At 45.7% G+C, this 19,386-nt stretch carries 14 protein-coding genes; 10 read left to right on the top strand and 4 right to left on the bottom strand.

Annotated features, from left to right (window positions below):
* Window positions 1-8 precede the first annotated feature (8 nt).
* Complete coding sequence (locus G493_RS31230) at window positions 9-797, bottom strand: alpha/beta fold hydrolase (RefSeq protein ID WP_084813767.1); 789 nt, start codon at window positions 795-797, stop codon at window positions 9-11.
* 778 nt (window positions 798-1,575) lie between these two features.
* Here G493_RS31230 and G493_RS0124895 point away from each other — a divergent pair.
* The 9 genes from G493_RS0124895 to G493_RS32770 all read left to right on the top strand — a co-directional run bounded on the left by G493_RS0124895 (window position 1,576) and on the right by G493_RS32770 (window position 10,881).
* Entirely contained in the window at window positions 1,576-2,817 is a 1,242-nt protein-coding gene (locus tag G493_RS0124895; protein WP_028582522.1) for a BPSS1780 family membrane protein, read from the top strand.
* Between the two features lie 211 nt (window positions 2,818-3,028).
* Complete coding sequence (locus G493_RS31235) at window positions 3,029-3,727, top strand: RDD family protein (protein WP_035275912.1); 699 nt, start codon at window positions 3,029-3,031, stop codon at window positions 3,725-3,727.
* On the top strand, window positions 3,724-4,698 hold the full coding sequence (locus G493_RS0124905; protein ID WP_028582523.1) for a stage II sporulation protein M: 975 nt from the start codon (window positions 3,724-3,726) through the stop codon (window positions 4,696-4,698). The genes G493_RS31235 and G493_RS0124905 overlap by 4 nt, the downstream gene beginning before the upstream one ends.
* On the top strand, window positions 4,695-5,447 hold the full coding sequence (locus tag G493_RS0124910) for a hypothetical protein (RefSeq protein ID WP_028582524.1): 753 nt from the start codon (window positions 4,695-4,697) through the stop codon (window positions 5,445-5,447). The genes G493_RS0124905 and G493_RS0124910 overlap by 4 nt, the downstream gene beginning before the upstream one ends.
* A complete protein-coding gene (locus G493_RS0124915; protein WP_028582525.1) occupies window positions 5,444-6,211 on the top strand; it encodes a hypothetical protein in 768 nt (255 codons plus the stop codon). The genes G493_RS0124910 and G493_RS0124915 overlap by 4 nt, the downstream gene beginning before the upstream one ends.
* Complete coding sequence (locus tag G493_RS0124920; protein ID WP_028582526.1) at window positions 6,208-7,497, top strand: DUF4350 domain-containing protein; 1,290 nt, start codon at window positions 6,208-6,210, stop codon at window positions 7,495-7,497. Before G493_RS0124915 ends, G493_RS0124920 begins: the two co-directional genes overlap by 4 nt.
* Complete coding sequence (locus G493_RS0124925) at window positions 7,494-8,480, top strand: AAA family ATPase (RefSeq protein ID WP_028582527.1); 987 nt, start codon at window positions 7,494-7,496, stop codon at window positions 8,478-8,480. Before G493_RS0124920 ends, G493_RS0124925 begins: the two co-directional genes overlap by 4 nt.
* Window positions 8,480-9,784, top strand: coding sequence for a DUF58 domain-containing protein (locus G493_RS0124930; RefSeq protein WP_035275914.1), 1,305 nt, complete (start codon window positions 8,480-8,482; stop codon window positions 9,782-9,784). Before G493_RS0124925 ends, G493_RS0124930 begins: the two co-directional genes overlap by 1 nt.
* A 593-nt stretch (window positions 9,785-10,377) precedes the next feature.
* Window positions 10,378-10,881 carry a gamma-glutamylcyclotransferase family protein gene (locus G493_RS32770; RefSeq protein WP_051309920.1) on the top strand — a complete coding sequence of 168 codons (504 nt, stop codon included), beginning with the start codon at window positions 10,378-10,380 and terminating at the stop codon, window positions 10,879-10,881.
* A 194-nt stretch (window positions 10,882-11,075) separates the two neighbouring features.
* Here the strand turns inward: G493_RS32770 and yhbY are convergent, their stop codons facing one another.
* The 3 genes from yhbY to G493_RS31260 all read right to left on the bottom strand — a co-directional run bounded on the left by yhbY (window position 11,076) and on the right by G493_RS31260 (window position 15,550).
* Complete coding sequence (gene yhbY, locus G493_RS31250; protein WP_084813769.1) at window positions 11,076-11,435, bottom strand: ribosome assembly RNA-binding protein YhbY; 360 nt, start codon at window positions 11,433-11,435, stop codon at window positions 11,076-11,078.
* Between the two features lie 235 nt (window positions 11,436-11,670).
* A complete protein-coding gene (locus G493_RS31255) occupies window positions 11,671-12,867 on the bottom strand; it encodes a TraB/GumN family protein (protein ID WP_035275915.1) in 1,197 nt (398 codons plus the stop codon).
* 943 nt (window positions 12,868-13,810) lie between these two features.
* Window positions 13,811-15,550, bottom strand: coding sequence for a LysM peptidoglycan-binding domain-containing protein (locus G493_RS31260; protein ID WP_051309922.1), 1,740 nt, complete (start codon window positions 15,548-15,550; stop codon window positions 13,811-13,813).
* A gap of 320 nt (window positions 15,551-15,870) precedes the next feature.
* Here G493_RS31260 and G493_RS0124960 point away from each other — a divergent pair, with 320 nt between their 5' ends.
* The gene (locus tag G493_RS0124960; protein WP_051309924.1) at window positions 15,871-19,248 is read left to right on the top strand and encodes a transglycosylase domain-containing protein; all 3,378 of its coding nucleotides are present in this window, start codon (window positions 15,871-15,873) and stop codon (window positions 19,246-19,248) included.
* Window positions 19,249-19,386: the final 138 nt, after the last annotated feature.

Consider the following 19,386-nt stretch of genomic DNA (forward strand, 5'->3'; position numbering starts at 1 on the left):
AGATTTTGTTACAGGCTGAATGATCCCTGGCGAAGAAATGCCAGGGTTTGCTCTATGACATACGCATCATTCATGATGAATGTGTGCGCACAGGGTACTTTGATGAATGTGTCCTTTTGAGGTACAACGCCGTTACACAATGTGCTTTTAACAGATACTTTGCCGTCATCCTCACCCGGAATCATGAGAGAGGTGATTGGATTATATGATTTTGTTCCAGCGATTATCCCTGTGGGAACTGACGGTACAGACAGTTTTCGCACCAGCGCATTTGTAGAGGTGGAAAGCTGCAATGCAGCAGGGCCAAACAGGGTGCGAAAGAATGAATACTGGCCCAGTGCGTCAATTATCTCACTGCCCTGATTTGGTGGCGCGAGCATGACAATACGGTCCACCGGATCATTTGGATATTTTTCCAGGTAGGCCCGTGCAAGGATCCCCCCCATGGAATGGGTTACCAGGTAGACTTTTGTATTCTGCGTATGCAGTTGAGCAATACGCGGGGCAAGGTGTAAATCGACCAACTGCTCTACTGGTAGTTTCCTTGAAGGGTAAGAGAGGTTGTAGACCGCATAGCCTTCCCTTGATAGGGCTTTGGATATGGTGTTCATGGAGCGATGACTTCTGCCTAAGCCATGTAGCACAATGACGCTTACCTGATTTGGCTGGTTGTCTGTGCTTTTTGTGGTAAGGTTGTTCGGCGTCATATGATTGCATCCAGCAAGGAAGGCGATCGTACTGACAAACAATGCGATCCTGCATTGCCTGCTGAACTGTATTTTTTCATGTGTGTGCATGTATTGTCTCCTTTTGTGTTTGCAGGAATAAAGCACAATGCATGCCTGTTGCTATTTTCTGGTTTATATGCTTGAAAAAGCATCGTTTATTTTATGTTTGCCCCTTTTTAAGAGGAGGTGATGATTGTTGACTTTGTACAAATTGCGTCCATGGTGTGTACTTTTTATGTGTATAGAGAATGCCTGTGTCTGTATGGATAGGAAATATGACCTGACTGTGTTGGCACTTGCAGGCAGAGACGAGCAGTGGCGGGAAGGTACATGAGGCACTGATCAATGATTGTAAAAAAAAATCCTTGTGACACAGGGGTTATCAGTCATGTCGCTCTTGTGCATCATTATCTCCTTGCAGGCTTGTGTTAATTTCCGTAAAGTTAAAAAATGTAATATTGTCTCAATGCCACTTGCAGTCTTTGCAAAGAGCTTCTTATGCAACACTGTACTTGGTGTAATCGTATTGATATATTTTTGTTTTCTAAGGTGTATTGTTTTCCTGGCAATGGGGCAGGCCAACCGGAAAGCCCCTGACAGGTTGCATCAATGGCGTTCAGGGTGTATTTATCAGAATTTTTTTCACATGCGTATCTGTATTGCTTTTCTGCGTGAATATGAACGGTGTTTGCACACCCGATATGCGATCTGACCAATCAGCGACGAGGAGACTTCTTTCTGATTGGTATTGGTGGACCGGTGCGCACCTGGCAGGTGAGAACTCCTGTCAGGATCAGAGAAAATACAGATAGGTCAATGTGAGGGTGTTTAAAAAAGGAGAGTTGCTTTGGAGCATGTAGAAGTTGTTCTGACTGGTAGACTGTTGGATCAGGCTGATATGGCGATAGCCGTCGAAAAAATGAAAGCTATGACCGGGCTGGACGAAAGTAAGGTGCAAGGCTTGTTGACTTCTGGCAAGTCAACTGTTGTGAAGAGGAACATAACCCCGGAGATTGCAGAAAAATATTGCCAGGCTCTGGCGAAGTTGGGGATTGATGCCAAAATGCGTCCTGCAGGAGAGGTACCAACTAAAGAGACTCAAGCGATAGAGCAATCGGTTCGGTCAAAACAAACCGTCGAACGTGAGCAGCCACCAGCACAGGTTTCTCCCCAGAAGCAAACGAGACAAACACATCGGGCTCCCCTTTCTCAGAAGGTAAAAGATCCAGCAAATCCCTATGCTACACCTAAGGCTGAACTGGCCCGGGAAAAAGATAACAGCGGTTCTTGGAACACAATCCCAGGGAAGGTTTCCGCTTCCAGGGGATGGTCATGGATACTGGAAGCTATAAGCATGTTTCATCAGGAATTTTGGCTTTGGGTTCGTATGATATTGGTGATTGGTATTATCAACATACCTCTTGCCTTTATTCCTGTTCTTGGCCAACTGGTTCTTTATCTCATCTCACCTGTTCTTGGCGCAGGATTGATGATAGCAGCTGATAAACAGGATCAGGGTGAGTCTCCGGGAACCTGGACCGTTTTCGCCGGATTTCGCCAACAGAGAAATCAGCTCCTGATGCTGGGCCTCTACCAAATCTTGTTTTTTGTCTCATTGGGTGTTGTTTCTTTCTTTATAGTAGGTGGTGGATTTCTGCGAAATATCCTGGCAGGTGTTGAGCCACAAATGACAGATGTGAGTATTACGGGCTTCATCATTTGCATGGTTATATTTTTTATTGCAATGTGCTTCTTTTTTGCAGCTTACTGGTTTAGTACCTGCCTGGTTGGGCTGGCTGGTTGTTCAGCCGGAAGTAGTCTGGCAGCAAGTTTTCGGGCAACAATGAAAAACTGGCTTCCATTTCTGGTTTACGGGATATGCGGGATCATAGCGGTTTTTCTCGGTGGATTTGTGATATCTTTAGTCATTGGACTCATTGCGACGGGTCTGCAGTCATCGGCCATGGGGCCCAATATTGTGCTTATCGGTATCATGATGCTATTATGGGTTCTATTCGGCTTACCATGTACGGCGATCGTGATTCTATCTGTTTATACATCATATAAAGATATTTTTTATCGTGACTAGGAGTCTGTCGGAGAAAGCTCTTTTTTCCCATACTTATTGTTGTTTTCAGGAAATCAATGCTCGCAATATCATCTATATGCTGTGTTGAACTTTCTGAATATGATCAAACCTGAACATACAGAGCAATTTTCAAGTAAGTCTTTTGGAAAACTCTTCCAAAGAGCATGAGCATCCGACAGGGGCCGGTAACTGCACTTGAGCTGAATACACTATGGTTTCGCCTACACATTCCACTGATACCTTATATTTCTATCAGACACCTGAAGGTGTCGAACTGGAGCTTGTACTCGCAGGCCCTGTTGTACGTGCCTGCGCCTGGGGAATTGACCTGTTGATTCGGGTGGGAGCATATATTCTTGCCGGAGTAGTTCTTGGCTTTTTCGGAGGCGTTGGCCGGGGAATGTGGTTTATTGGTATATTTTTGATTGAATGGTTTTACCCTGTGATTTTTGAAGCTGTGCAAGGGGCAACACCAGGTAAGAAGGTTATGGGGTTACAGGTTGTTATGGAGAACGGGACCCCGGTGGGTTGGACTGGAGCGCTTATCCGCAATTTGATGCGTTGCGTTGATTTTTTGCCTTTATGTAATTTTTTCGGTGTTATTTGTATTGTTGCCAGTTCCCGTTTTCAGCGTCTTGGTGATCTTGCCGCCGGCACCTTGGTGATGTACCGGCAGAAAGAACAGGCATCTTTTGTCATCCCTGAACGTTCTTCCAAACCCACACCACTGCCTTTGCGTGTAGATGAGCAACGTCTTATTCTTAATTTTTGTGAACGGAGTGGGCAGCTTTCAAGAGCCCGAACCGTGGAGTTGGCACGTCTTCTTCCCGAACTTCTCCAAACGTCTAAGCCGGTTGATGAGCTATATAGCTATGGCAACTGGTTTACCCGCGGGAGGGCTGGCCGGTGAATCAATCGTATTTTGAACTATTGTACAAACAGAATTGGACTGAATTTGCCGAATTGTTGACGAAGCTTGAGTCACCAAAATCGGAGATTACTGCTGCGGAAAAAAATAGCTTTCCGGCATTGTATCGTCAGATGTGCAGCCAGTATGGTCTTGCAGCTGCAAGGCATTACAGTCCGGCACTGGTTGATCGCCTGCATCTCCTGGTTTTACGTGGACACCGGCAGCTGTATAAAAAAAGAGGTGCTGGCGTTGGTCGTCTGGTGCATTTTTTCTGGATCTCTTTTCCTTCAACGTTTCGCAATTCCGTAGGTTATTTTTGGATTGCGTTATTGTTGTTTCTTGTTCCCGGGGCAATGGCCGGAACAATGTGCTACATCTATCCTGAGGCTACCTACAGCATTATGGGCGAGTCTCAGGTGGCATCCATAGAAGAAATGTATGACCCGGCAAATCATCAGGGACCGCACGGAAAGCAACGTGACGCTGAAGATGATTTCACCATGTTCGGCTATTATATTTTTAACAATGTTTCCATAGGGTTTCGTACGTTTGCCGGGGGCATAATATATGGTGTAGGGACTGTATTCTTTTTGGTGTTTAATGGGATAATGATAGGGGGAACAGCTGGCCATCTATCCCATGCACCGTTCGCATCTCTGTTCTGGCCCTTTGTAAGTGGCCATGGTGCTTTTGAGTTGACTGCCATTATTATAAGTGGTGCAGCCGGCCTGATGGTGGGGGCTGGTCTGCTTTTTCCCGGTGAGTATCGGCGTCTCGATTCCTTAAAGCGAATTGCTCCCAGAAGTTTAACCCTTGTCATGGGGGCAATGATTTTGTTGATTGTTGCAGCAATTGTAGAAGCATTCTGGTCATCCAGTGGTATGCCTGTTGTGGTGAAATATTGGGTTTCCGCCTGTAACTGGATCGTTGTATCGTGTTATCTAGCTTTGGCAGGGCGGAGAGTGAAATGAAACTCCATGAGATTGTGATTCAGATTCGCCCTCGTACCCCCTATCAGGCCATGGACCTGGGGGTTCTTATGGCTAAAAGATGGTTTCTCCAGCTTGTAGGCTTATGGCTTGCTGCTGCACTCCCTTTACTGATCCTCTCTTTTATCTTGGGTTGGCTTCTGCCTGGAAAAATTTTAACCAATGCTTTTGTATGTTTTTGGATTCTCCACCCCATCAGCGAACCAGTGATGATTAGCTGGATCGGCCCTGCACTGTTCGGGACTCCCCCTTCTTTTTTTACCACGCTCAAACGATGGCGTCAGGGTGTTTCCATTCTTCAGATAGCAGCCATTCTTTTCGGTCGTTTTAATCCCATGCGATCTTTTAATTATGCAGTACTGCAATTGGAGCAGTTGAGAGGAAAGCCTCGTAAACAGCGCTTACAGCAACTCTGTCAGAATCAGGACGGAAGTCTGGTGCTCACCCTATGCTGTTTTGCACTGGAGCTTTTAATAGCCTGTTCGTTGTTTATACTCGGTGTGACTCTTATTCCTGAGGAGATAAGATGGTTCACCACGGGGGAAGCCGCGTATGTGCTGGTAAGTTGGTTTCTTGTTGTTCTTTTTGTTGTTGCGACTCTTCTTGTTGCTCCTTTTTATGTCTGCATGGGATTTATGCTGTATATTTCCAGAAGAGTAGAGCTTGAAGCCTGGGATATAGAAATCGGATTCAAGGCTCTCAATGATCGACTCCACAAGGAGGCGGTATGAAGCTGTGTCCATATCTCCTTACCTTTGTCTGTTCTTTTGTATTTATTGCTACTCTTTCAGGATTCTGTGCAGCAAATGTCCATACTCCTCAAGAGGCTGCTGTCCTTGTAGAGGATGTCTTTGCCGATGATGATTTTGGAACGACCAAAGAAGTCACACGCTGGGTTCCCATAGAAAAGGAAAAGAAGCTGGAGAAAGATTCGAGCTGGGACAGGTTCTTCGAGTGGCTTGGTGAAAAAGTACGCAAGCTATTTACTGGAATCAGTGAATATCATTTTTCATTGGCTCGGTTGTTTAAACTATTGGTCTGCATACTTTTCGGCCTTGGACTAGGCTATCTGGGGTATCGATATCGTCATCTCATACCGCTGGATAGATGGCATGGAAGCCAAAGGAGAGTGGTTTCAACTCCGGAGATGCTTTTTGGACTGGATGTTCGACCTGAAAGCTTACCGGATGATATTGTAGCCGTTTGCAGAAAGATGTTGGAAAAAAAAGAGTTTCGGCAAGCTATCGGGTTGCTCTACCGCAGCAGTCTTTCCTGGATGGTACACAGGCAGAATATGGTACTCGAAGGCTCTATGACTGAAAAAGAATGTGAAGCCATGGTGTCTTTGGGGCGTCCTGATGCTGAAGCAGCATATTTTCAAACCCTTACAGAACATTGGATCCGTACAGCCTATGGTCATCAGGTGTTTGAACCCGAGATCTACCATACTTTGCTGACTGGCTGGAAGCAATACTACGGAGACCTGAAAATATGAAGTCTTCGCGTGCTCGTTTTCTCTCGCATCCAGCCCTATGGACCGGTGTGCTGGTATCATTATTTTGCTGTGGAGCATTGTATTGGTTTTTTCATAACTTTGAAAAGAAGAAATTCAAAGAAGAGACTGGCCTTTCGATGGCTGCCCGTATTAATCCCTTTCTTGCCGCAGAAAGATATTTGGGGGCCTCAGGCTGTGATGTGGAAAGTTATGCAGGACGCGATTTATTGACCAAACTTCCTCCGGCCGGTGATGTTATTCTTGTTCGTACATTGCCACGGGGAATCAGTGGAACCATTGCCGATCAGATTTATCACTGGGTCGAGGCCGGTGGGCATTTGATTTTTGTACCCGATTTTTCCAGTAGTGCAGAAGGACAGGTAAATACGTTATTACAAATGGTGGGCGTTGATATCATTGAAGATGAAAATGATTGTGATTGTTCAGAAGATGAAGATGAAGATGAAGATGAAGAGGATACCCCGGAGATTACCTATGATCATGATGTGGAAAACGTCTTGGTAACCAGTCTGAAAGAATATCCAATAGAACTTTCATTGCGGAGTACCAGGCGTTTGCAAGACATTGCGGGAAATGCCAGTTTCAAAATAGGATCTTCTTACGAACGGCGTCTGGTTGCACATGGAGATGAAGAGACTGTTGTTACCACAAAGAATCGTGACGGATCCTGGCTGCTTCAATATTCGGTCGGGGCAGGTAAAATCACGGTGATGGCCGAGACAGCTTTGTTTACAAATTCCTCCCTTGATGCCTTTGATAATGCTTTTCTTCTTTCAGTACTAACCGAAAAACAAGGAAAAATCTGGCTGTTATATGCAAACAGCAGCGATAATTTCATGGTCATTGTATGGAGAAAAATTCCACGTACCATTATCTGTGCAGCTCTTCTTCTGTTGGTTGTTTTGTGGAGTGTACAACAGCGTGTTGGTCTGCCCAGAGAACTTGTAACGAATGAGCAGCGAAGTGTTTTACAACATATTGAAGCAGTAGGGCAATTTCTGTGGAAGGCAGACCACGCAGCAGAAATGTTACAGGAAAATAGAGCGGAACTGCTGGCTGGCATTACCAGGAGAGCAGGTCTTAACGGTGACAGCAAACATCAGCGGGAAAAATTATACAGTTGGATTATGCAGAAGACAACAATGGGCCAGGCGGAAATCGAGTTGGCTCTTTATACTGATATTCAAAGCGAACAGGAGCTTGTTGCAGCGTCACAGGCCCAGCAGAAGCTTGTTATTTTGTTGCAGGGAGAACGAAAAGTATGACACAGAGTCAGGAGCCGTTGGAGGTTCAAATCCAACAGCACATTCCCATCATTGCCCAAGTTGAAAAAGAAATATGCAGACATGTGGTTGGCCAAAACAGGGTTGTCCGTGAAATGCTCATAGGTGTATTGGCATCAGGCCATATCCTGGTGGAAGGAGTACCAGGATTGGGAAAAACTTTACTCGCCAGAGTTATGGCCACCATTCTGGGGGCAAAGTTCAGACGTATCCAGTTTACACCGGACCTTATGCCCGGTGATATTACTGGGCATAGCCTGTTTGATGTGCAGAACAATCGTTTTACCATCCGCAAAGGACCGATTTTCAGCCATGTGGTTGTTGCTGATGAAATTAATCGTGCACCTGCAAAGACTCAGGCAGCCTTGCTTGAAGCCATGCAAGAGCAGCAGGTCACCATAGAAGGGAACACCTTTGCCCTCCAGCAACCCTTTTTGGTAATGGCCACGCAGAATCCAATCGAACAGGAAGGCACCTATCCTTTACCGCAGGCACAGATCGACCGCTTTATTTTTAAAATTTATATTCATTATCCTGAGGTTGAAGATGAAAAGGACATTGTGCAACTTGCAACTTTTGGTGTTCGTGGGGATGGGCTGCAGACAGAAGAAGCCAAACCCCTTCTCAATTCTTCCACCTTACTTGAACTGCAGAACTGCCTCAGCCGGATGACCATTGATCAACAGGTGCTTGACTATATAGTTCGCATTGTGCGTGCCACCAGAAAATGGAATGGTATTGAATATGGCGCAGGACCAAGGGGAGGGATCAATCTCTTGCGGGCAGCCAGGGGGTGTGCTTTGTTGAATGGTCGTCATTTTGTCACTCCGGATGATGTGAAGGAGATGTCGCTGCCAGTTCTCCGCCATAGGGTGAAACTCTCCGCAGATGTTGAAATAGAGGGCTATACGCCTGATCAGATTCTTATTGAACTTCTTGATTCCATAGAAACGCCACGTATCTGATGTTTTTTCCAACCAGACGACTCGCTGTTATACTCGTTTTCCTTCTATCTGGAGCATGCCTGGCTGATTTCTGGCCTGCAGTTGCAAATTTCTGGGCTGTTTGTGCCGCTTTTGGCAGTGGTTTAGTGCTCCTTGATGCATGGAAGGGGTGGCAACCTGCAGACTTGGGTGTACAGAGACATGTGCGTCATAGTCTTTCGGTTTCCGGAAAAACAAAGGTGGAACTGGAGTTAACCAATAACGACCGGAGATCGTTGACGATACAGTGTAAAGATCGCTGGCCCCAGGTTTTTGTTGCAGAAACAGTTCCTGCCCTGATCCTGCATCAGGGACAAAAGGTTATTGTCACGTACTCGCTGGAACCTCAGCAAAGGGGAGAGTATAGTGTGCCAGGCATTGATACCTTGATTGATTCGCCTTTTGGGTTGTGGAGAAAAAGGCGGCATTTTTCCTGTCTGGATAAGGTGCGTGTGTTTCCAAATTTTCGTGAACTCGGCAGATATTCGCTGTTGGCCACTCACCATCAATTAAGCCAGATGGGTATCAGAAAGCTGGTACGTCGTGGTCAAGGCAATGAATTTCATCAACTGCGAGAATATCGTGTTGGCGATTCATTGCAGCAGATAGATTGGAAAGCCACATCCAGATACCGAAAACCTATTTCCAAGGAATATCAGGATGAACGAGATCAACAGATTGTTTTTGTCCTGGATTGTGGCCGTCGTATGCGCCACAAAGAGCAGGGGAGAAGTCATTTTGATTACGCTTTGAACAGTATTCTTCTGCTGGCACATGTAGCTATTCGGCAGGGAGATAGCGTCGGCCTTTTTGCTTTTGGCCGGCAGACGACCTGGTATCCTCCTCAAAAACGAGAAGATGCAGTACGCTCTCTCCTGTTAGCCATGTACGATCTATATACAACCGCAGATTCGGCAGATTACCGTAAAGCAACCAGCGATCTGCTCTCCCGGCAGCATAGAAGGGCTCTTATGGTTGTTGTCACCAATAGTCGTGCGGAGGAACATGACGACGTACATGCCATGGTCAGGCAACTGCGGCGTCAGCATCTGGTTGTGGTGGCTGATCTGTATGAAAAGGAGTTGGATAAGTGCCTGGTTCATCCCGTTTTCAGCCTGCAGGACGCATTACGTTTACAGGCCTTGGTTCAGTATAAAAATACCCGAAAATTGCTCAAACTTCAACTGCAGCAGCTCGGGTGTCATGCACTGGATGTCACACCCGATAGATTACCTCCGGCTCTGGTCAATACCTATTTGGAAATTAAAAGTGCTGGAGCGCTGTAGACTGATGAAATGCTGCCGCTTCTGGTTGGCGCCTGTTTTTGAGATACTGTTTCTCAACTCCGCGGTCCCTATACGTTATGGCGGCTGGTAAAAGGCTCTGATGTCAACCATATGTCTGCTGTATATTCTTCTGCCCGCCATGCATTTGAACTGCAAATTTCGGATATGGGCAGACTCAAGCACAGGTAAGCAACAACGCTGGTGCAGGGCTGGTATTGCAATGTGAAGTGCTCCTGGTTACACGCTTGATAATGAGAGCTGATTTCATACGGGCTGCCAAACTGCTATTTCTTCTTTTCAGGACGTGAAAAGTGCTCCCTTAGGTATTTATTTTCTTAGCCCTTTTATGTCGTATGGAATGCTTTTTTCTTTTCCGGGGTTGGAAAAAACAGCAACTTGCGTTATGTTAGATATCCCAGGTTGAGTTGCTTTTTGTTCTTAGGGGAGAGGTAATATGTGGTACCCGGGAGTTTGCTTGGCTGAATGTACAAAGCAGATGTCGGATTTATTCGGGACAATGCAGGAAGCGTAATCAATCAGAATGGTCTTCATTTGGCAAGTTTTCTCTACTCCTTGGAAAGATGTTAAGGGGTATGAGCAGATTGAGAGCAGGTGAAGAGTTTGAAAGCTGGAACAGTAAAAGGGTAAGGAGCGCTATGGGAGTACAATCACTTTTTTGTTATGGCACCCTGCAGTCACCCATGGTCATGAAGGCAGTCGTTGGGGCTGCTTTTTCTGGCAAGGAAGCAGTTTTGCACGGTTTTGCACGGTATCGCATTAAAAAAACTGAATACCCTGCAATTACGGCTGAAGAAGGGTCTTCCGTCAACGGTAAGATGTACTGGGATCTTGATGAGGATGCCATTGCCAAGTTGGACGCTTTCGAAGGGGATAAATATGAAAGGGTTCCGGTAAAGGTAACTGTCGCTGGAGGTGAGGTGATCGATGCCTACGCCTATGCCATCAAGCCAGAGTATCGCAAACTTCTTTCTGGTGACCCTTGGGATTTCGACAGGTTCCTGCAAAATGGCCTGGAACGATGGATCAATTGGTTTGTCGAAGATCGTAGAGATCTTTTCGACAGGGGAGATTTGTAAAATTTCCTTCGGCAATTTGTAGATCAGACGCGTTATAAAGTCATCCTGGAATGATGTTCCGGGATGACTTTTTTACTTTGGTCCAGGTGAGTGACCTTTGCGAATTGCCCTGAGAAGTATGTTTCATGATTGCTCAAGAAAAGCCATGGATGCGTACCGATTTTGGCATTCTGAAAAATCATGGGAACTATAGGTTAAACGGCAATTCTTTTGTCAGCCTTAAGTTTTGGGTTGGCTCTGTATAACAGCACCATTTTGCCAATTAACTGGACCAGCTCACTGCTGGTATCCATTGCCAGGCTTTCAGCTGCTTCTTTTTTTCCTATGGGACAATTCTGTCCTATTTTTACTTTTATCAACTCATGGGCATCCAGTGATGTGGAAACAGATCTGATTACAGGAGCTGTGATTCCTTCACGACCTATATACACTGCCGGAACAAGATGATGGCCCAGGCTGCGAAGTGATCTCCTTTGCTGACTTGAGAGTCGGGTATCTGGAGGATTTTGGGCTGCGGTAGAGTCGTCATGACTATTTTTTAATGCGTTATCCATCTGAATGTAGGTATGTTAAAACTTTTTATAGTAAGGAACTTCCCACAGGTACACTGTGGAAAAATCCGGATTAAGGGGCACTGAAAAAATACATTATTCAATCTTGCTTGTCTCTCAACTTGGTAACGTCGTCGCGTAAATGGCTCAATACGGTCAGTATGGAACCATTTACGCGACGACGATTACCAAATCGATATCCTACGCAATTTTTGGACATGTAGTATTTTCAGGGACCCTAACCGAAAAGATTACTGACGATGCGATAACCTCCAACCCATGTGCCGATACTTGAACCTAGACCTGTGAGAAAAAACACCAGGAAAACCCGCAACAGTTTGTTTTTCCACCAACCCGAGAATTTGGAGATATCCTGTCCCACTTCTTCAAATTCCCTGACCACTGGCGGCTGGGTGAGAATCTGTACAAAAGCACAGACGTAGCCAGCACCGATGACAGGGGTTAAGCTGGTGATAGGAGCTGCTGCAAAGGCTGAAAATATCGTTGCAGGATGGGCTAAAGCAAAGATAGCGCCAATGGAACTGGGGATACCATTTGCCAGTATCCAGTAAAGTGCATTGGATCCCGCTTCAGTCGCACCCTGTTTTAAACCTATGAGTAGAATAGAGGTAATAATGAGTAGTGGAATGGACCAGCCTGCAACTTTCCACTTGCGAGAGACAGGGGGAATGGTGTTGATCTCTGCCATTCGCTCTTCATTGTTTTCATGGAGCCGTCGTGAGATACCAGCTACATGTCCGGCCCCTACGACGGCAACAATACGTGACCCCTCGGCAGACTTGATTTTTTCCGCCATATATATGTCACGTTCATCAATGAGAACACGTTTTGTGTCCGGAAAAGTTTGGCCAAGTTCTTCCATGAGCTCGGAGAGAACATCCTTCTGGCGTAACTCACAGAGTTTTTCTTCATCAATCGTGGTACTGTCAAAGAGACTTGCAACCATGGTTGAGAGGAGATACATTTTTTTCCATAATCCTGTTTCTCTCCAAGCTCTTCTCAGGGTTACCCTCACATCGCGATCACATAGATCCACAGGGATGGAAAATGTCTCTGCTGCCCGGGCGGCAGTAAGAAGTTCCGTGCCTGGTGCTATGCCGATCTGACTGCCGAGTTTTTTCTGGTATGCGGAAAGCACAAGATTTACAAATAAGGTTGCCAGTTGCTTATTGCGGATAATTTGTTTCAGATCCAGATTCTTCCAGCTTTTGCTTTCAGAAAGTGCCGTGTATCGTTTTTCATCCAGCTCAATACATACTCGATCAGGTTGTTCATGCTCAATAATGGACGCTACCAAATCCGCTGACTGCTGGGAAATATGTGCCGTACCAACGAGAAGTATAGTTTTCCCGTCGATATCATGGCAGGTGACGTCTTGTGGATAGTCGTTATGGTGTTGAGGTTCGTGCGTCATATTCTACTTTTTAATAAATGATCATTTGCGAAAGTTAAGGGTCGCGGAAAATAATACATATCCAAAAAAACGTAAGATATCGGTTTGATAACGTCGTCGCGTCAATGGTTCCATACTGGCCCTATTGAGCCCTTGGCACGACGACCTTACCAAATTGAGAGACAAGTAAGATTGGATAATTTATTTTTTCCGTGTCTCTAGGGCAAGATTCCTCTTTACGTTAGGAAGAATGTTTTTCTTATACATGCGTCAGTGGCAGGCCTATATATATTCGTCTCTATGGAGAAGTGAAAACAGGATACGTCCGCAAGAATATAGGCGTGAATTGGTAATAAAGCAAGTCGTAGAGAGTGGCTGGTGTTTGTGAGAAATATGCAAGGCATCACAGGACACGCTTGATTTTTCGGAAAGTACAAACAACACTTCAGAACGAAAAATTTTACAGGGGTATAGTCACAGCAAAGACGCTAAAGCAAGATGTGTAGCAGTGGCGACGGAGTGTTTGCATGTACATGATCTTTGCATTGTATTTCTGTAGTATGTCTAAAATTTTATACTGGGAATATCAGGTATATACCTGAAGTAAGATTTGGAGTGACTGCTTACAGTGCCCCTGATCCTTCCGCGACCAGACTGGTTTATGTATGGGACAATACATTACGCCAGCCTGCTGGCGAAAACCTCAGGTACCCTGAAAGCAGTTACAAATACAGGAAGGGTTCCAGATGTAGTCACTTACACTATGGGGAGTTACGATTTGAAGTATACATTGATCGGAGAAAAAAAGTTATTCACGGACATGCTCCAGGAAGGCTGTTCGAGATTACCCTTTTCCCCTGATAGGTGTTTCTTAGGAAAAAGCGTGCTCGCACTATTGAGTGGATGGCCGTGTTTATTTTTCTAATCTGTCTTGACCTGTGAAAAAAATCTTTCAGACAGCCTCCTAACCTTTTTTTATAACCAGTTTAGTGCCGGGGTGTATCATGTTGTTACCCAGGTTATTCCACTCTCTGATTTGGGAGGCAGAAACTTGAAATTTTTTGGCAATCGTCCAGAGAGAGTCTCCATTTTGGACTTGATACACCAGTTGAACAGCCGTATCAGGGAGTATGTCATCACTGTTCTTCTCCGAAGAATGTGGATTCTTCTTTTTTGATCCCTGGAGAACAATTATAGCCTGGGAGAGGTCTGCCACTTGCGACTCTGGAGAAGCTGACTCAGCCATCTGCACTTGCGGAGCAACTGGAGAGGAATTTGAGAGATACAATGCTATATGATCACCAGCCCGTATTTTTTTTACATTTCTGATGTTGTTCCATTGCTGAATGATGCGGACAGGAACATCGTATTTTTTTGCGAGTCCGGATAGCGTTTCCCCTGGTTTGAGTTCATGCAGAAGCATTTGACCTTCTCTTCCAGCCTTTGCGAATCTGCTTTCCGGTGTCTCCCCCTTTTTTAGAAGGATATATTTTGTCGCTCTATAGGGTATGCGCAGACGCTGTCCTTTTTTCAGAGATGCGGTTCGCAGTTTGTTCGCTTTGAGTAATGTGGTTTTATTGATACGGTATTTTCTACAAATGCTGCTAAGTGTATCGCCAGAGTAGACGGTGTGTGTTGTATAATCTGTTGTCACCACGGGATGAAGACGTTTGAGGTTTTTGGCAACAAGATTATGGGTGCCATGCGGGATTCGCATCGCATATGACTCGTTTCCGGGTGGAGTCTGGTTTTTTCGAAGCTCTGTATTCAGTGTTCGTAACTTTTTTACTGTGGTGGATGCTGACACTGCAATTGCTTCCAGATCAGTACCTGGCGGGATCGTTATCAGGTCGTATTTCTGGGGTTTCTTGTACTCTATGTCGTTAAATCCGTACTTTTCTGGGTTTCTTCCAACAATAATTGCAGCAAGCAGTTTGGGAACATAGCGTTTTGTTTCAAGGGAAAGGTGATTGTGGCTGGCAATTTCCCAGAAGTCCTTGGTATTGTATTTGCGTATGGCTTTACCTATGCGCCCTTCTCCGGCATTATATGCTGCAACGGCAAGATACCAGTCTCCAAATTCATCATATAAACAGGAGAGGTACTTTATGGCAGCAAGGGTCGCTTTGTTAGGTTCTCTTCGTTCATCTACCCATTTGTTTATACGCAAACCATAAAGTTTCCCAGTGCCGGGGATAAACTGCCATAGCCCTGCAGCGTGGGCTCTGGAGTATGCGGTGGGATTGTATCCTGATTCGATCATAGCCAGAAAAACCAGGTCTTTGGGGAGGCCTGCTTTCTCCAGTTCACCTTCTATGAATGTCTGGTATTGTTTTGAACGGGCAAGCCAGTGTGCAAAAGTTTTACGCTGGCGGCCCTGGAACTGGTTAATATAAAACTGGACCTGCTTGTTGACGATAACGGGAAAGTCATAGGTGATTTCTCCTGCTGACTTTCCTGCGGCAGGAGCATCCCATGAACCTGTTTTATCCAGTTCCTGCAATTCTTCAGTCAGTGATGGCTCTGACTCCATGGTAAGGTAGGACAGTTCATCCACAGTAGGGCTGGATTCTTCTTCCTGAAGAGTTTGGTTGTCTTTGCCTGCACAGGGTTGATAGTTGGGAGCATGGCCTGAACAGGCCGTAAGGGTGGCTAGGCAGACAACTACGACGGCTTGAAGGCAAAAACGTGCATATATGGTCATAAAAATCCGAAGGCGGGAATAAACGGCTAGTAGGTTGAAATCGTATTGTTTTTTTCGTAATCAGCAGTATGATATTGCGCCAATTAATTATAATTCCGCTTCTATTACCATTTATCGTAGTGGTTTTTCAAGGAAAATTGTGATGTTATCAAGTCTTTTTTGTGTTGCCCTTCTAAGCTGATACTGTATCTGGTATAAGAAGATCGTATACACACCCCCATAGGAAGTGGTTATACAAGAAGACAGAGTGAAGTTACGAGGAACGACGTGTAACCCCCTGTTTTATTCTGAAGCAGAGTGCCTTAATCAATACAGGAATAATGCGAAAATTTTTTAAATATACATTGTGGTTTTTTTTCATCCTTTTTCTGCTGGCGGCAATCACAGCCGCCGGTGGTCTCTATTACCTTGTGGTGGTAGAACCCGGTCCGGAAATAGAAGAAGAATACATTAACAGTATTTTAGGAAGAGAAAGCCCTGTGTTTTACAGGGACGGAGAAACAAAAATTGGAGTTCTGTTTGAAGATTACCATCGGCAGTACGTCCCATTTGACTCTATTCCTAAAGATTTTGTTTATGCTATTGTTGCTGCCGAGGATGGACACTTTTTTTCCCATTACGGTATCGATATCACAGGGATCGGCAGGGCCATGCTTGCCAATATAAAGGCTGGTCGTGTGGTTCAGGGCGGAAGCACCTTGACGCAGCAGGCAGCTAAAAATCTTTTCAAAAGAGAATCAAGAAGTTACCGGGCAAAACTTAAGGAACTTCTCTACGCCTTGCGCCTGGAACACCGATACAGCAAAGAAAAAATCCTGGAATTTTATTGCAACCAGTTTTTTGTAAGTGGCAATGGCCATGGTCTTGGCGTGGCCGCGCGATATTATTTTGACAAGGATGTTTCTGAACTTAACCTGCTGGAGTGCGCTTTTATTGCAGGAAGCGTTCAACGCCCAAATTATTATAATCCTTTTACAAAACACAACCAGGCTCATCCTGAAGAGGCTCGCAAAAAAGTCGACAAGCGTGTGCGTTACGTACTTGGGCAGATGTTGGAAAATGGAACCATAACCCGTGAAGCTTATGACCGGGTCATAGCCACAGATGTGGCATTTAATAAGGGGAAAATGCGGTTTCGAGTCAACACTGCCATGGATCTGGTAAAGGACGGGCTGAGCTCTTCAGTGGTAACACAAGCCTTAAGGCAGCATGGAATCTCAAATGTTTCCACTTCTGGCATCCGTGTTTATACCAGTTTGGATAAAGCTCTTAATCAAAAAGCACTGGAAGCCTTAAGACAGCAGCTATCATACCTGGGAATACGTCTTGAGGGGTATGATCGCACATCGGTGCAAACCGAATATGAAGAGCTTAAATATTCAGGTGACAAAGAATTTTTGCCAGGCGCTTTCATGTTTGGAGAAATCGTTGACGCCCCTCTCCCTGATGATGGTGTCGTCTGGGTGTCCTTATCCGATGATGAGCGTGCTCTGCTCGATCAGAGTGGACTGGATGAAGCTCTAGATGCTTATGTTATGCATGTCCGTGGTCGCTGGCAAAAAGCGACGGCACGGGATAGAAAACAACTGATCGGCCAACTCGTAGCAGGAGACAGCATTTATGTGCGGTTGCGAGAGCAGAACGATGACGGTACATGGCTGGTGGACCTTGAAAAGTATCCCTCTGTAGAAGGTGGTGCCATGGTCTTGCAGAAGGGGATGATTCGAGCCATGGCCGGCGGAATGACCGATCAGTATTTTAACAGAGCTGTTGATGCCAAAAGGTTGATGGGCTCCACATTCAAACCTTTTCTATTTGCAGCTGCCATGCAGTTGGGCTGGAGTTCAGTGGATCTGCTGGATAATAGAAGAGATGTGTTTGTTTTCATGGACAGGCCATATTTTCCCCGCCCAGATCATCACAGCGATCATGACTTTGTCAGTATGAGCTGGGCAGGGGTAAAATCGGAAAATGTCGCTGCTGTCTGGCTTGTATATCATTTGCTTGATCATGTGAGCCTGCCGGGACTGCGGGAAATGGCTCAGCACCTTGACATGGCTCCTCGAATTCAAGATGGCAAGAGCGAATCTTACGAGCAGTTTCGCAATCGTATCCGCGATCATTACGGTATAGTCATGAATAATGATACGTTCTACAGGGCTGCCTTTGAGAAGGCCAAGAGATCCCTGCGTGCTGATTTCTATTTCGACGGCCGCATTGAAGATTATCAGAGATTACTTCGGATACACGATGGCGTCAGCTTTGGTCAGTATCAGGAGTCCTTGCGTACTGCAATGGGGAGAAAGAGGGCAGGCGCTTCAGAACGAGCAGAGTTGTCGTTAAGGCTGGGGCTTTTGCATTTAAATTATGCTTCTCTTGACCAGGTGAGAATACGGCTTGAGCAGTATAGAAGTTTTATAGAAGCAAAGATCCGCCTGCATGATTCTTTTCTTCCTGACTATTCCCAGCCTCTTCCTTCCCGTCCTGAAGGTTTTTTGGTCAGAGATGGCTCGGGTAGAGTTCATTATACGTTGCGCTCTCCTTTGCCTGATGATTGGAATATTGTTTCCATTGATAGGATAGTGGAATATGTCGGCTCTCTGGATAGACAACAGCAGGAAAGGTTTTGGCAGAGGATACAGCTTGAAGAGAGTGTCACCTATGAGAGTCTGGTTCAGTTTACCAATCAAATAGCTGTTGAAGAGAGCGCATTGCGTAATAAACGCGCATATTCCCTGGAAGTTTTGAGTGAGGTTCGTGACTACAGGGTTATGCTCGGGCTCCGTTATCTTATCAGCCTCGCGCGACAGTCCGGAATAGAGAGCGAACTGGAACCCGTCCTATCTTTTCCGCTGGGCTCCAATGTAATCACACTTTTTGAAGCCACGCGGATGTACGAAACCATTATTACTGGAAAGCGCTATCAGGTCGGAGCTGCAGCCGAGATGACCGAACAGCTGGCCGGAGAAAGTGGAAGTGCGCCGGGAAAGGCGATAATTGAGCGTATTGAAGCTCCTGACGGCGAGGTTATTTATGCCTATAATGGAGAAAGTAGGTCGGTTTTTGATGAAAAGGTTGCTATGGGCATAACCGATATTTTGTACAATACTGTGCGTTATGGCACTGGCAGGTATGCAAGTGATCATGTTCGCCTGCACAGTGATAACATTGACAGAGAACAGGAGTTGGAAGCTCTGGACGTACCTGTTCCCCTGCTGGGAAAAACCGGTACCGCCAACAGGTACCGCAATGCTGCCTTTCTGGGTGGTGTTCCTGTGCTTACCGGTGCGAACAGTTCTCATTTGACTGTGGATGAGGGATATACCATAGGAGTGTATATCGGCTACGATGAAAATGCCTCAATGGTTCGCAAAAATAACCGAATCAGTGGCTCGCAGGGTGCTCTTCCTGCCTGGTCTGCCATAGCTGATGCTGTGTTGCAGATAGAGGCGACAGGTGATAAAGTCGATCCCATAGACCTTTCTTTTAATGGATTGAACCTTCAGTATTCCAATTCCGGCCAGGTGTTTGTGGTAGTTGATCCTGACGCTGGCGGAAAGCCCGTTGACGGAGCATCACCTTTTCAAGGGAATCTTGCTCCACAGGTTCCAAGCTGTTTGGCATATGGTCATGCTACCCTTGACGGACATTTTGAGCCAAAACGATTCTTTCTTCCTTATTGGAAAAATACTCCGTGATTTGATGTTGTGGGTGTTGGTGACGAGCGACGTTTGAACGCGCTGGAAATAAAGGAAAGTATCTTCAACGCGGTTTTTTTTGGCGCAGGAAGGGGACAAGCAAGGGCATGTTGGGAGGTAGAATATCAAGACGTTGAT

Origin of the sequence: Desulfogranum japonicum DSM 18378 (genome assembly GCF_000429945.1) — a bacterium.
GTDB lineage: Bacteria > Desulfobacterota > Desulfobulbia > Desulfobulbales > Desulfobulbaceae > Desulfogranum > Desulfogranum japonicum.